Genomic DNA, 12464 nt, shown 5'->3' with positions numbered 1-12464 from the left:
GCGCCGCGCCGGCCCGGGCGCCGAGAGGTCCTCAGAACCGGTATTGCTCGTCGTACCCGTTCCCCTGCCCCTGCTGCTGTCCGTCGCCCTGGTAGGGGTACGGCTGCTCGGGCGGGAGTTCGCCGCCGAAGGGGTCGTCGGTGGTGCGCTGCTGCGGGACCCAGACGCCGCCGGAGGGGGTCTCGCCGTAGCCGCCGGTGCCGTACTGGTCCTGCCCGTAGGCCTGCTGCCCGTAGTGCTGCTGGCCGTAGCCGGCGTCGTACGAGCCGCCGCCGTAGGTCTGGGTGCCGATGTACGGGTCCGAGTAGGCGGCGTACTGCTGCTCGCCGGAGGCGTCGTAGCCGTACTGCTGCTGGCCGTAGGTGGAGTAGCCGTCGTAGCCGTAGCTCTGGTCGGCGCCCTGGGCGGCCGTCGCGTACTGGTCCTGGGGCTGGCCGGCGGCCGCGTACGCGGAGTCGCTGTATATGCCGTAGGAGCCGGTGTCGTCGGGCAGGGGCTGCGGCTCGTAGACGGCGGTGGTCTCGGACTCCGTGGGGTCGGCGGTGCCGCGCGCCGCGGGCGTGAAGACGTCGTCGCGGTCGTCGTCGTAGGCGTCCCTGTCCTGGCCGTAGGACGCGCTGTCATCGCCGAACGGCGTCGCGCCGTCCCGGGTGTAGGGCTCGTCGGCCGACTCCAGGTCGGAGACCTCGAGCGTCGGGTCCTGGCGATCGCCCTTGCCGCGGCGGCGCTTGACGCCGTCGGCGCCGGGCCGGCTGACGGCCCAGCCCGCCGCGAAGCCGCGGCGGAACGACAGCGTGACGTAGGTCTGGCCGACCGCGAAGGCGATCGCGCCCAGCCCGATGACGATGACGGACGGGATCAGCACGCCCAGCACGACGCCGAGGAAGCCGGCGAACGCCAGCAGCCGCCAGCGCAGCCGTGCCTTGTACTGCAGAAGCACCTCGCCGAGCAGCCACAACGCGACGATGCCGAACGCGATGTAGAGGACCGTCCAGCCCATGTACGCCCCTCTCCCAGTGGCCGCTACGCAGTGTGTCGTATGCCCGTGCGACCGGTCTAGGCCTGCGGCGGGTGGTGCAGGCCCAGGTTCTCGTAGATTTCCAGTGTCGCCGTGGAGTTGTTGAGCGTGATGAAGTGCAGTCCGGGCACTCCCTCGGCGAGCAGCCGAGCGCAGAACTCCGTGGCGAAGTCGATGCCAATGGAGCGTACAGCGGCCGGATCGTCTTTTGCTGTGAGGATCCGCTCTTTCAAGGCTTCAGGGAAAAGGGCGTTGCTGAGCTTGGGCAGCCGCTCCAGCATCTTCACGCTCGTGACCGGCAGGACCTCGGGGATGACCGGGGTCTCGCAGCCCGCCGCCGCGACCCGGTCGCGCAGGCGCAGGTACGACTCGGGCTGGAAGAACATTTGTGTGATGGCGTAGTCGGCGCCGGCCCGGCACTTGTCGACGAAGTGGCGGACGTCCGTGTCCCAGTCCGCGGAGCGAGGGTGCATCTCCGGGAAGGCGGCGACACCGACACAGAAGTCGCCCGACTCCTTGATGAGCCGGACGAGCTCCGCGGCGTAGGTCAGGCCCCGCGGGTGCGGCACCCAGTCGCCCATGGGGTCGCCGGGCGGGTCGCCGCGCACGGCGAGCATGTTGCGGATCCCGGCGTCGGCGTACTGGCCGATGATGTTGCGCAGCTCGGCGACGGAGTGGTCGACGGCCGTGAGGTGCGCGACCGGGGTGAGGGTCGTGTCGACGACGATCTGCTGCGTCTCCTTGACCGTGGTCGCCCGGGTGGAACCGCCGGCGCCGTACGTCACCGAGACGAAGTCCGGGGCCACCGCCTCGACCCTGCGGAGGGCGTTCCACAGGCTCCGCTCACCCTTGGGGGTCTTCGGCGCGTAGAACTCGAACGAGTACGTCGTCTTGCCGGTGGCCAGGATGTCGCGCACGGTGCGGGCGCGATCCGTCCTGGTGGATGCGGTTCCGAGGGCCATACCCGCAGGTTAGCCAGGGTGCGGGCGGCCACCCAACCAGATCTCGGATATTTGCCCGAATTGCCGGGTTGTTGTCCACCCCTTGGGACGACCACGGCAAAACGGTCCCCGGCGGGACCCGATGTCCGGCCCACGCCCGGCTCGGGGCCGGCTCAGGGCCCGCCGGGGCCGCGCTCAGGGTCCGCCCGGGCGCGCGCTCAGGCCTGGCTCAGCCGCTTCACGAACTCCGCCGCCGCGGCCCCCGGATCGTCCGCCTCCGTGATCGCCCGGACGACCACCACGCGGCGGGCGCCCGCCTCCAGCACCTGGTCGAGGTTGGCGAGGTCGATGCCGCCGATGGCGAACCAGGGGCGGTCGGTGCCGAGGGAGGCGGTGTGGCGCACCAGGCCGAGGCCGGGGGCGGGACGGCCGGGCTTGGTGGGGGTGGGCCAGCACGGGCCGGTGCAGAAGTAGTCCACGCCCTCCTGGACGGCCGCGGCGGACGCCTCCGCCTCCGCGTGCGTGGAGCGGCCCACGAGGACGTCGTCGCCGAGGATCGCGCGGGCCGCCGGGACCGGCAGGTCGCCCTGGCCGAGGTGGAGGACGTCGGAGCGGGCGGCATGGGCCACGTCCGCGCGGTCGTTGACCGCCAGCAGCTTGCCGTGCCGGGCGCAGGCGTCGGCGAACACCTTCAGGTGCTCCAGTTCCTCGGCCGCCTCCATGCCCTTGTCGCGCAGTTGCACGATGTCGACGCCCCCCGCGAGGACCGCGTCCAGGAACTCCGGGAGGTCCCCCTGGCGCTTACGGGCGTCCGTGCAGAGGTAGAGGCGGGCGTCGGCGAGGCGGGCGCGGGCGATGTCGGGCATGCGTGGGTCCCCCCGGGGCGGTGGTGTACGACCGCGGCGGGGCGAGCCGCGGCCGCGGCCGTACACCAGGTGGTTGTTCGAATCTGCAGGTCAGACGGCGAGCGCCTGGGCGCGGCGCTTCACCTCCGTGCCGCGATTCTCGCTCAGGGCCTGGGCCGGGGTGCCGGGCAGGCTCGGGTCGGGAGTGAAGAGCCACTCGATCATCTCTTCGACCGTGAAGCCGTCGTCCCGCAGCAGTGTCAGGGTGCCGGCCAGGCCCTTGACGACCTTGTCCCCGTCGATGAAGGCGGCGGGAACGTGCAGCGCGCGGTTCTCACCACGGCGTACGGCGATGAGCTGGCCCTCCTTGACCAGCTGCCGGACGCGCGTCACCTCGACGCCGAGCATGTCGGCGATGTCGGGCAGCGTGAGCCAGGCGGGGACGAGAGCATCGATCTTTGCGTCAATCTCGGTCACGGGAACAAGCCTGCCATCTGCCACTGACAGTCGGAAGCCGGGCCGCTCCGGCGGGGCCGATCGGCAAGGCGTTCGTATCGGTGCCGCGCCCGCACGTCTCCCCCGAGGGGCGATGAGCCGCCCCTCGGCTCAGGCCGTCGCCGCCTTCAGCGGCCTCGCCGGGTCCTGGAGCAGCCGCGGGTTCATCGGCGTGCCCGCCTCGATCAGCCGGCGTCCCTGGGCGAGGTCGCGGGGCCGGCCGACCGCCAGGAGGGCGACCAGACGGTCCTCGCGCAGCCAGCAGACCGTCCAGGCCGGGCCGGACGGGTCGCCGCGCCACAGGGTGGTGTCGGCACCGGTGTGGTGACCGGCGTACTGGACGAAGCGGCCGAACTGCTCGGACCAGAAGTACGGCACCGGGTCGTAGACGGCCGGGGGCTCCCCGGTGCCCTCGGCGAGAACGTTCGCGGCGACCGTGCGCGGGCCCTGGAGGGCGTTGTCCCAGTGGTGGACGAGGAGCCGCTCGCCGTACCGCGCCGAGGGGAAGGAGGCGCAGTCGCCGACCGCGTACACGTCCGGCACGGAGGTCCGCAGGTGCGCGTCGGCCACGACCTCGCCGTGCGGGCCGAGCTCGATGCCGGAGCCGGAGAGCCAGGCCGTGGCGGGGCGGGCCCCGATGCCGACCACGACGGCGCCGGCGGGCAGCCGGGTGCCGTCGTCGAGGAGGACCGCGCCGGGCTCGACGCGCGCCACGCGCGCGTGGGTGCGCAGTTCGGTGCCGCTGTCGGCGTACCAGGCGGTCATCGGGGAGGCGACCTCGGCGGGCAGGGCGCCGGCCAGCGGCCGGTCTGCGGCCTCGACGACGGTGACCGCGCAGCCGGCCTCCCGGGCGGCGGTGGCGAACTCCGCGCCGATCCAGCCGGCGCCGACGACCACGATGTCGTGCTGCCGGGCGAGCACCGGCCGCAGCCGTTCGGCGTCGTCCAGGGTGCGCAGCAGGTGGACGCCGGGCACCCCTTCGGCGCCCGGCAGCCGGATCGGTTCGGCGCCGGTGGCCAGGACGAGGACGTCGTACGGGACGGGCCCCGTCTCGGTGTCCAGGACGTGGTCGGCGGGGCGCACGGCGAGCGCCTCGCTGCCCAGCCGCAGCTCGACGTCCAGGCTCTCGAAGTCGACGTCGAAGGCGGAGTCCTCCGCCTTGCCGAGCAGGACGGCCTTGGACAGCGGCGGCCGGTCGTAGGGCTGGTGGGGTTCGGCGCCGATGAGCGTCACCGTCCCGTCGAAGCCCTGTTCGCGCAGGGCGACCGCGGTCTGCACCCCGGCCATGCCCGCGCCGACGACGACCACCCGCCGCCGCGCCGGCCGGCCCTTCTCCCGCGTCTGCTCGCTCACCTGATCACCATAGACAACTGACGATCTGTCAGTCAGTGGTCGTGCTCCGTGACCTGTTCCACAATGCTGGTCCCGCTGCCCTGCTGCGACTCCCACTCCCACGTCTCGTCGAGCCGCACCCGGCCGTCGTCCAGTTCCACGACCGTCGACACGCAGTGTCCGGAGGACGTCGTCCCGTCGTGCTTGAGCTGGACGTACCGGAAGTCGAGCCGGTCGCCTTCCCGCGTACCCACCAGGTGCCCGCGTACGACGTCGCCGCCCGCGTAGTCGGCCCAGATCACACCGCCCCGCTCGTGGTAGGCGAAGCGGGTGCGGGTGCCGACCTGGCCGGGGGCCTGGTCGGCGACGGGGGCGAGGACGAGGCCGTCCAGCGAGCGGGGCATGAGGTGAGGCTCCCTTACAGAGGCTCGGATCCACGGGCTAGGGTGGCCAACGTAGAGCACTCGCGGGAGCCCGGACGCACCGGGCTGAGAGGGAGGCTGGCGGCCTCCGACCGTACGAACCTGATCCGGGTCATGCCGGCGAAGGGAGGGGCTGGACGCCCATGTCCTCACGTACGTCAGACGTCCTCGTGGTCGGGGGCGGCATCATCGGGCTGGTGACGGCGTGGCGGGCCGCGCAACGCGGAATCGCCACGGCGGTGGTGGACCCCGAACCGGGCGGCGGGGCCGCGCAGGTGGCCGCCGGGATGCTGGCCGCCGTCACCGAACTGCACTACGGCGAGCAGACCCTGCTCGGCCTGAACCTGGCCTCGGCCCGCCGCTACCCGGACTTCGCGGCGGAACTCACCGAGGCCACCGGCCAGGACCTCGGCTACCGACGCTCCGGCACACTCGCGGTCGCGCTGGACGCCGACGACCGCGCGCACCTGCGCGAACTGCACGTCCTGCAGCAGCGGTCGGGACTGGAGTCGCAGTGGCTGTCCGGGCGGGAGTGCCGGCGGCTGGAGCCGATGCTCGCGCCCGGGGTGCGCGGGGGGCTGCGGGTGGACGGCGACCACCAGATCGATCCGCGGCGGCTGGCGGGGGCGCTGGTGACCGCCTGCGAACGGGCGGGCGTGGTCTTCCACCGGACGTGGGCCGAGCGGCTGTCCGTGGTGGCCGGCCGGGCGGCGGGGGTCCTCACGCGCGCGGGTACGCCGCTGGCGGCGGGGCAGGTGGTGCTCGCGGCCGGCAGCCTCAGCGGGCGGCTCGCGGGCGTGCCGGACGAGGTGCTGCCGCCGGTACGGCCGGTGAAGGGCCAGGTGCTGCGGCTGACCGTGCCGCGGCGGTACGCCCCGTTCCTGACCCGGACGGTCCGGGCCGTGGTGCGCGGCAGCCACGTGTACCTGGTGCCGCGGGAGAACGGCGAGCTGGTCGTCGGCGCGACCAGCGAGGAACTGGGCTGGGACACGACGGTGACGGCGGGGGGCGTCTACGAGCTGCTGCGCGACGCGCACGAACTGGTCCCCGGCATCACCGAGCTGCCCCTGACGGAGACCCGCGCGGGCCTGCGTCCGGGGTCCCCGGACAACGCGCCGCTGCTCGGCCCGACCGAGCTGGACGGGCTGCTGCTGGCGACCGGGCACTACCGCAACGGCGTGCTGCTCACCCCCGTGACCGGCGACGTGATGGCACACGCCCTGGCCACCGGTGAACTCCCCGACGAGGCCCGTCCCTTCACGCCCCGGCGCTTCGCCGCCGCCGCACTCTCGGAGCAGCCCGCATGAACATCTCCGTCAACGGTGAGCGGCGGGAGGTCGCGGCCGGCACCACCCTCGACGCCGTCGTACGGTCCCTGACCGCGGCGCCCTCCGGGGTGGCCGCGGCGCTCAACGAAACCGTCGTCCCGCGCGCGCAGTGGTCCGCCACGGCCCTCTCCGAGGGTGACCGCGTGGAAGTCCTCACGGCCGTCCAGGGAGGCTGAGCCATGGCCGACGACCCCTTCGTCCTCGGCGGTACGACCTTCTCGTCCCGCCTCATCATGGGTACCGGCGGTGCCCCCAGCCTGGAGGTGCTGGAGCGGGCGCTGGTCGCCTCCGGGACCGAACTGACGACGGTCGCGATGCGACGCGTGGACCCCTCGGTGCACGGCTCGGTCCTGTCGGTGCTGGAGAAGCTCGGCATCCGCGTCCTGCCGAACACGGCGGGATGCTTCACGGCGGGTGAGGCGGTGCTGACGGCACGGCTGGCCCGGGAGGCCCTGGGCACCGACCTGATCAAGCTGGAGGTCATCGCGGACGAGCGGACACTGCTCCCGGACCCGGTCGAACTGCTCGACGCGGCCGAGACGCTGGTCGACGACGGGTTCACCGTGCTGCCGTACACCAACGACGATCCCGTGCTCGCCCGGAAGCTGGAGGACGTGGGCTGCGCGGCGGTGATGCCGCTGGGCTCGCCCATCGGCTCCGGCCTGGGCATCCGCAACCCCCACAACTTCCAGCTCATCGTCGAGCACGCGCGCGTGCCGGTGATTCTGGACGCGGGGGCCGGTACGGCGTCGGACGCGGCGCTGGCGATGGAGCTGGGGTGCGCGGGGGTGATGCTGGCGTCGGCGGTGACGCGGGCGCAGGATCCCGAGCGGATGGCTTCCGCGATGAGGCACGCCGTGGAAGGGGGCCGGCTGGCCCGGCTGGCGGGCCGGATCCCCCGCCGCCACTTCGCCGAGGCGTCGTCTCCTGCGGAGGGCCGAGCCACGCTGGACCCGGAGCGCCCCGCGTTCTGACCCGGCACCCAGCCCCCAGGTCACGGCGCAGGAGCGCAGCCGGCACGCTCCCGCAGCCGCCCGCGGCGGGGAGCGGGTCGTGGCGGTGCGGCGCAGCCCGTCGCGTGGCGCTGCCGGCCAAGGTCCACAGCTACCGGCAGGCAGCAGTACGCCCGACCGGCGACGGGCTCGCCGCACCGCCACGACCCCGACCCACCCACCGGCGAGAAGCGAGGCACCCCCGACGGCGCCACGCGCACGCCCGTCCACCCACCAGCACGCCCCACCCCACGTCACAGCTCCGCTGCAGTCCCGCTCCGATCAGGACGACGAGACCGGGCTGTCCGTGCGGGCTCGTACACTCGCGTACGTGGACACGACCCTTCAGGACCCTCTGGTCGGGCAGGTGCTCGACGGGCGTTATCGCGTGGACGCGCGGATCGCAATCGGCGGGATGGCCACGGTCTACCGGGCCGTGGACACCCGCCTCGACCGGGTCCTCGCGCTCAAGGTGATGCACCCCACCCTCGCGACCGACGCCTCCTTCGTCGACCGCTTCATCCGCGAGGCCAAGTCCGTCGCACGCCTGGCCCACCCGAACGTCGTCCAGGTCTTCGACCAGGGAGCCGACGGGTCGTACGTCTACCTGGCCATGGAGTACGTCGCCGGCTGCACCCTGCGGGACGTCCTGCGCGAGCGCGGGGCGCTGCAGCCGCGGGCCGCGCTGGACATCCTGGAGCCGGTGCTCGCCGCGCTCGGAGCCGCGCACCGGGCCGGTTTCGTCCACCGCGACATGAAGCCCGAGAACGTCCTGATAGGGGACGACGGACGGGTCAAGGTCGCCGACTTCGGCCTCGTACGCTCGGTGGACACCGTCACCAGCACCACCGGCGCCGTCCTCGGCACCGTCTCCTACCTCGCGCCCGAGCAGATCGAGCAGGGCACGGCCGACGCGCGCGTGGACGTGTACGCGTGCGGCGTCGTGCTCTACGAGATGCTGACCGGTGAGAAGCCGCACGACGGGGACTCCCCCGCCATCGTGCTCTACAAGCACCTCCACGAGGACGTCCCCCCGCCCTCCGCCACCGTGCCCGGCATGCCGTACGAGCTGGACGAGCTGGTCGCCTCGGCCACCGCCCGCACCCCGGACGTCCGTCCGCACGACGCCGTCGCGCTGCTCGCGCAGGTGCGGGAGGCGCGCCGCGCGCTCGACGACGAGCAGCTGGACGCGCTGCCCCCGCAGGCCCGCTCCGCGGAGCACGACAACGCCGAGGACCGGACGAGTGTGATCCCGCGCTCGCTGACCGTGCCCCGTCCGCTGCCGGTCAACGAGGACGGGGACACCCCGGAGGCGGACACCTTCCACCGGACCTCCCGGTTCTCGGCGGAGCCTGTTCCGCCGCCCCGGCGCCGCTCGGGACCGCCCCGCCGCGGGCTGCTGGCGATCGTCACCGCCGTCCTGCTGGTGTTCGGCGTGGGCGCGGGCGTCTGGTACATCAACTCCGGCCAGTTCACCAAGGTCCCGGCGGTGCTGACGCAGACCCAGGCGCGGGCGGAGGAGCGCCTGGAGGCGGCAGGGCTCGAGGTCGGCGCGGTCAAGCACGAGTACAGCGACACCGTGAAGCGCGGGACGGTCATCAGCACCGACCCGGAGCCGGGCGCCCGCATCCGCAAGAACGACTCCGTGTCCCTCGTCGTCTCCGACGGTCCCGAGACGGTGAAGGTGCCGTACCTGAAGGGGACGCGGCTGGCCAAGGCCAAGGCGCAGCTCAAGGAGGACGGTCTGGAGCCGGGCCTGGTCACCGAGGCGTTCAGCGAGGACGTCGCCAAGGGCGCCGTGATCAGCAGCAAGCCGGAGGCGGGCACGGAGCGGCGCGCGGGCTCGGCGGTCTCCCTCGTCGTCAGCAAGGGCAGCCCGGTCGACGTGCCGGACGTCGTCGGCGACGACCTGGACGATGCCAGGGCGGAGCTGGAGGAGGCCGGCCTGAAGGTGAAGGTCTCCGCCGAGAGGGTCAACTCCGAGTACGACAAGGGCCAGGTCGCCGTGCAGTCCCCGGGGGCCGACAAGCAGGCCGCCGAGGGCGACACCGTGACGCTGACCCTGTCCAAGGGCCCGGAGATGGTGGAGGTCCCCGACGTGGTGGGCGAGAGCGTCGACGACGCGAAGAGGCTGCTCCAGGAGTCGGGCTTCGAGGTCGAGGAGGACCGAGGGCTGCTGGGGCTGTTCGGGGACACCGTGAAGGACCAGTCCGTGGAGGGTGGCGAGACGGCGCCCAAGGGGTCGACGATCACGATCACCATCCGGTGACCGATCACCATCCGGTGACCGATCACGATCACCATCCGGTGACGGGGCGGCCCTCGACGCATGACACCCTGAACGGGTGAGTTCTCAGCAGTCCGGCGCCCCCGCCCCCATCACCACCCCTGCCTCCCCCTTCGTCTCCCCGTTCCCCTCCCGCAACCCGGTCGGCGGCCACGTCCCGGTGGCCGGCGGTCTGCACTCGGTGGGCCTGTCGTACGCCCGTGACCTCGAGGCCGAGACGGTCCAGGTCTTCGTCGCCAACCCGCGCGGCTGGGCCACGCCCGCCGGCAACCCGCGGCAGGACGAGGCGTTCCGGGAGGCGTGCGCGGCGGAGTCGATCCCGGCGTACGTGCACGCGCCGTACCTGATCAACTTCGGTTCGCACACCGAGGCCACGGTCGAGAGGTCGGTGGAGTCGCTGCGGCACTCGCTGCGCCGTGGGCGGGAGATCGGCGCGCTGGGCGTGGTCGTGCACACCGGGAGCGCGACGGGCGGGCGGGAGCGGTCGGTGGCGCTGAAGCAGGTACGGGATCACCTGCTGCCGCTGCTGGACGAGCTGACCCATGACGACGACCCGTATCTGCTGCTGGAGTCCACCGCCGGGCAGGGCGCCTCGCTCTGCTCCCGGACCTGGGACTTCGGGCCGTACTTCGAGGCCCTGGACGCCCATCCGAAGCTCGGCGTCTGCCTGGACACGTGCCACATCTTCGCGGCGGGCCACGACCTGACCGGGCCGTCCGGCATGCACCGGACCCTCGACCTGCTGGTGGAGACGGTCGGCGAGGGCAGGCTGAAGCTGATCCACGCCAACGACTCCAAGGACGTGGTCGGCGCCCACAAGGACCGTCACGAGAACATCGGCGCCGGCCACATAGGCGAGGATCCCTTCCGCGCCCTGATGACCCACCCGGCGACGGACGGCGTCCCCCTGATCATCGAGACTCCCGGCGGCAAGGAGGGCCACGCGGCGGACGTGGAACGCCTGAAGAAACTCCGGGACGGCTGAGATCGGCCCCCGAGCCGGCTCACCGCTCCGACCCGCCCCCTGCCGAAGCCGCGGCCCGTGACCCGCTCACAGCTCGGGCCCGTCCCCCGGCTCCTCCTGGTACGAGTAGCGCTGTTCCTTCCACGGGTCGCCGATGTTGTGGTAGCCGCGCTCCTCCCAGAAGCCCCGGCGGTCCGTGGTCATGTACTCGACGCCACGGACCCATTTCGGGCCCTTCCAGGCGTAGAGGTGGGGGACGACCAGGCGGAGGGGGAAGCCGTGTTCGGCCGTGAGCAGTTCGCCGTCCTTGTGGGTGGCGAAGATGGTGCGGTCGGCGGCGAAGTCCGACAGGCGCAGATTCGAGCTGAAGCCGTATTCGGCCCACACCATCACATGGGTGACGTCGTCGGCGGGCGGTGCGATGTCCAGGATCGTGCGGGCAGGGATGCCGCCCCATTCGGCGCCGAGCATGCTGAACTTCGTCACGCAGTGCAGATCGGCCACGACGGTGGTGTACGGAAGAGCTGTGAACTCCTCGTGGGTCCAGCAGCGCTTGTCACCGTCGGCGGTGGCGCCGAAGACCCTGAACTCCCAGCGTTCGGCCCGGAACTTGGGCACGGGACCGTAGTGTGTGACGGGCCAGCCCCGCTGCAGTCGCTGCCCCGGCGGAAGCTCGGACGCTGCGGCCTCTCCTGATTCTCGCTCCACCGGATGACCCATGACTCCATCCTGACAGACCCGGGGCGGTGCGGATGACCAGGGATGCCCAGAATCGGGCAACTCCTACTAAGCATGGTCTAACTTACTAAGTACGCACTTACTGGACGATCTTCGACCACGGTGAAATCATGCGGCGGCAACCTCCCTGAATTCCCGACGCGGAAGGAGCCTCTGCGATGCAGGGCGATCCCGAGGTCATCGAGTTCCTCAACGAGCAGCTCACCGGCGAGCTCACCGCGATCAACCAGTACTTCCTGCACGCCAAGATGCAGGAGAACTTCGGCTGGACGAGGCTCGCGAAGTACACGCGGCACGAGTCGTTCGACGAGATGAAGCACGCGGAGGTCCTCACCGACCGGATCCTGTTCCTGGAGGGCCTGCCGAACTACCAGCGGCTGTTCCACGTGCGCGTGGGCCAGACCGTCAAGGAGATGTTCGAAGCCGACCGGCAGGTCGAGGTCGAGGCCATCGACCGCCTCAGGCGCGGGATCAAGGTGATGCGCGAGAAGGGCGACATCACGTCGGCGAACATTTTCGAGTCCATCCTCGCGGACGAGGAGCACCACATCGACTACCTCGACACCCAGCTGGACCTGCTGGAGAAGCTCGGCGAGGCGCTGTACCTGGCGCAGCTGATCGAGCAGCCGGAGAGCTGAGGCCCGAGCGGGCTCAGGCGGCTTCGTCCAGTTCCGCCGTTGCGGACAGGTCGGCGAGCACCGGCTTGCCCTCGTCAGCCAGCTCGCGCCGCGGGCACGCGCCCCGGCCGAGCAGTGCCTGGATGCGGCGGACGCAGGAGCCGCAGTCCGTGCCGGCCTTGCACGCCGAGGCTATCTGGCGGGGGGTGCAGGCGCCGTTCGCCGCGTGCTCCTTGACCTGCGCCTCGGTCACGCCGAAACAGCTGCAGATGTACACGCGGATCCACCTCCCACCGGGATCGATAAAGGATGCCGTCCCGATGATCGGTGAGGCTAACCTAACCTTACCCGCCCCCGCGGGGGGCGCAAAAGTGGGGGGGGGGGGGGGGGGGGGGGGGGGGGGGGGGGGCCCGCCCCCCCCCCGCCCCCGGTCTGAGGGGCTCCGGCCGGGGCGGCGGCCGGGTCAGCTCTCGCGGCGGGGCAGG

At 72.2% G+C, this 12464-nt stretch carries 14 protein-coding genes and 1 riboswitch; of the genes, 6 read left to right on the top strand and 8 right to left on the bottom strand.

Going from position 1 to position 12464, the window contains the following annotated elements; genetic code table 11:
- Positions 1-31: 31 nt before the first annotated feature.
- The 6 genes from ACIHAR_RS06105 to ACIHAR_RS06080 form a co-directional block, all read right to left on the bottom strand.
- Positions 32-1000, bottom strand: a complete 969-nt coding sequence (locus tag ACIHAR_RS06105; RefSeq protein ID WP_365461169.1) for a hypothetical protein — start codon at positions 998-1000, stop codon at positions 32-34.
- A gap of 56 nt (positions 1001-1056) precedes the next feature.
- Positions 1057-1980, bottom strand: a complete 924-nt coding sequence (gene metF, locus ACIHAR_RS06100; RefSeq protein ID WP_365461167.1) for a methylenetetrahydrofolate reductase [NAD(P)H] — start codon at positions 1978-1980, stop codon at positions 1057-1059.
- Positions 1981-2177: 197 nt separating this feature from the next.
- On the bottom strand, positions 2178-2825 hold the full coding sequence (thiE, locus tag ACIHAR_RS06095) for a thiamine phosphate synthase (protein WP_365461165.1): 648 nt from the start codon (positions 2823-2825) through the stop codon (positions 2178-2180).
- A gap of 90 nt (positions 2826-2915) precedes the next feature.
- Positions 2916-3281 (bottom strand): Rv2175c family DNA-binding protein, encoded by a 366-nt coding sequence (locus ACIHAR_RS06090; RefSeq protein WP_365461163.1) that lies wholly within the window; start codon positions 3279-3281, stop codon positions 2916-2918.
- A 129-nt stretch (positions 3282-3410) separates the two neighbouring features.
- On the bottom strand, positions 3411-4652 hold the full coding sequence (locus ACIHAR_RS06085) for an FAD-dependent oxidoreductase (protein ID WP_365461161.1): 1242 nt from the start codon (positions 4650-4652) through the stop codon (positions 3411-3413).
- A gap of 32 nt (positions 4653-4684) precedes the next feature.
- Positions 4685-5035, bottom strand: coding sequence for a hypothetical protein (locus tag ACIHAR_RS06080; RefSeq protein ID WP_400017260.1), 351 nt, complete (start codon positions 5033-5035; stop codon positions 4685-4687).
- A 52-nt stretch (positions 5036-5087) separates the two neighbouring features.
- Positions 5088-5199: riboswitch (TPP riboswitch) on the top strand.
- Between ACIHAR_RS06080 and thiO the strand changes: the two genes are divergently transcribed.
- The 5 genes from thiO to ACIHAR_RS06055 all read left to right on the top strand — a co-directional run bounded on the left by thiO (position 5197) and on the right by ACIHAR_RS06055 (position 10645).
- Positions 5197-6360 (top strand): glycine oxidase ThiO, encoded by a 1164-nt coding sequence (gene thiO, locus ACIHAR_RS06075; protein WP_400017257.1) that lies wholly within the window; start codon positions 5197-5199, stop codon positions 6358-6360. (Overlaps the previous riboswitch by 3 nt.)
- Entirely contained in the window at positions 6357-6557 is a 201-nt protein-coding gene (gene thiS, locus ACIHAR_RS06070; RefSeq protein ID WP_365461155.1) for a sulfur carrier protein ThiS, read from the top strand. Before thiO ends, thiS begins: the two co-directional genes overlap by 4 nt.
- A 3-nt stretch (positions 6558-6560) precedes the next feature.
- Complete coding sequence (locus ACIHAR_RS06065) at positions 6561-7355, top strand: thiazole synthase (RefSeq protein ID WP_365461153.1); 795 nt, start codon at positions 6561-6563, stop codon at positions 7353-7355.
- Positions 7356-7704: 349 nt separating this feature from the next.
- Positions 7705-9642: a Stk1 family PASTA domain-containing Ser/Thr kinase gene (gene pknB, locus ACIHAR_RS06060; RefSeq protein ID WP_400017253.1), complete on the top strand. Its 1938-nt coding sequence runs from the start codon at positions 7705-7707 to the stop codon at positions 9640-9642.
- Between the two features lie 76 nt (positions 9643-9718).
- Positions 9719-10645, top strand: a complete 927-nt coding sequence (locus tag ACIHAR_RS06055; RefSeq protein ID WP_400017250.1) for a deoxyribonuclease IV — start codon at positions 9719-9721, stop codon at positions 10643-10645.
- Positions 10646-10711: 66 nt separating this feature from the next.
- Here ACIHAR_RS06055 and ACIHAR_RS06050 read toward each other — a convergent pair whose 3' ends face one another.
- The gene (locus ACIHAR_RS06050; protein WP_365461149.1) at positions 10712-11344 is read right to left on the bottom strand and encodes a sulfite oxidase-like oxidoreductase; all 633 of its coding nucleotides are present in this window, start codon (positions 11342-11344) and stop codon (positions 10712-10714) included.
- A 176-nt stretch (positions 11345-11520) separates the two neighbouring features.
- On the opposite strand from ACIHAR_RS06050, the gene bfr reads away from it, so the two are divergent.
- The gene (bfr, locus tag ACIHAR_RS06045; protein WP_365461147.1) at positions 11521-12000 is read left to right on the top strand and encodes a bacterioferritin; all 480 of its coding nucleotides are present in this window, start codon (positions 11521-11523) and stop codon (positions 11998-12000) included.
- A gap of 13 nt (positions 12001-12013) precedes the next feature.
- On the opposite strand, the gene ACIHAR_RS06040 is transcribed toward bfr, so the two are convergent.
- Positions 12014-12256, bottom strand: a complete 243-nt coding sequence (locus ACIHAR_RS06040) for a (2Fe-2S)-binding protein (RefSeq protein WP_365461145.1) — start codon at positions 12254-12256, stop codon at positions 12014-12016.
- Positions 12257-12464: the final 208 nt, after the last annotated feature.

Source organism: Streptomyces sp. NPDC052016, from assembly GCF_044548445.1.
Taxonomy (GTDB): Bacteria; Actinomycetota; Actinomycetes; order Streptomycetales; family Streptomycetaceae; genus Streptomyces.
Note: the sequence above shows the minus strand (reverse complement) of the source record. Positions and strands in the feature narration are given on the sequence as shown.

What these genes read in the sequence shown, in the direction of transcription:
- ACIHAR_RS06105 (WP_365461169.1), bottom strand. Translation starts at nt 1,000, where the DNA reads ATGGGCTGGACGGTCCTCTACATCGCGTTCGGCATCGTCGCGTTGTGG.
- metF (WP_365461167.1), bottom strand. Translation starts at nt 1,980, where the DNA reads ATGGCCCTCGGAACCGCATCCACCAGGACGGATCGCGCCCGCACCGTG.
- thiE (WP_365461165.1), bottom strand. Translation starts at nt 2,825, where the DNA reads ATGCCCGACATCGCCCGCGCCCGCCTCGCCGACGCCCGCCTCTACCTC.
- ACIHAR_RS06080 (WP_400017260.1), bottom strand. Translation starts at nt 5,035, where the DNA reads ATGCCCCGCTCGCTGGACGGCCTCGTCCTCGCCCCCGTCGCCGACCAG.
- thiO (WP_400017257.1), top strand. Translation starts at nt 5,197, where the DNA reads ATGTCCTCACGTACGTCAGACGTCCTCGTGGTCGGGGGCGGCATCATC.
- thiS (WP_365461155.1), top strand. Translation starts at nt 6,357, where the DNA reads ATGAACATCTCCGTCAACGGTGAGCGGCGGGAGGTCGCGGCCGGCACC.
- ACIHAR_RS06065 (WP_365461153.1), top strand. Translation starts at nt 6,561, where the DNA reads ATGGCCGACGACCCCTTCGTCCTCGGCGGTACGACCTTCTCGTCCCGC.
- ACIHAR_RS06050 (WP_365461149.1), bottom strand. Translation starts at nt 11,344, where the DNA reads ATGGGTCATCCGGTGGAGCGAGAATCAGGAGAGGCCGCAGCGTCCGAG.
- bfr (WP_365461147.1), top strand. Translation starts at nt 11,521, where the DNA reads ATGCAGGGCGATCCCGAGGTCATCGAGTTCCTCAACGAGCAGCTCACC.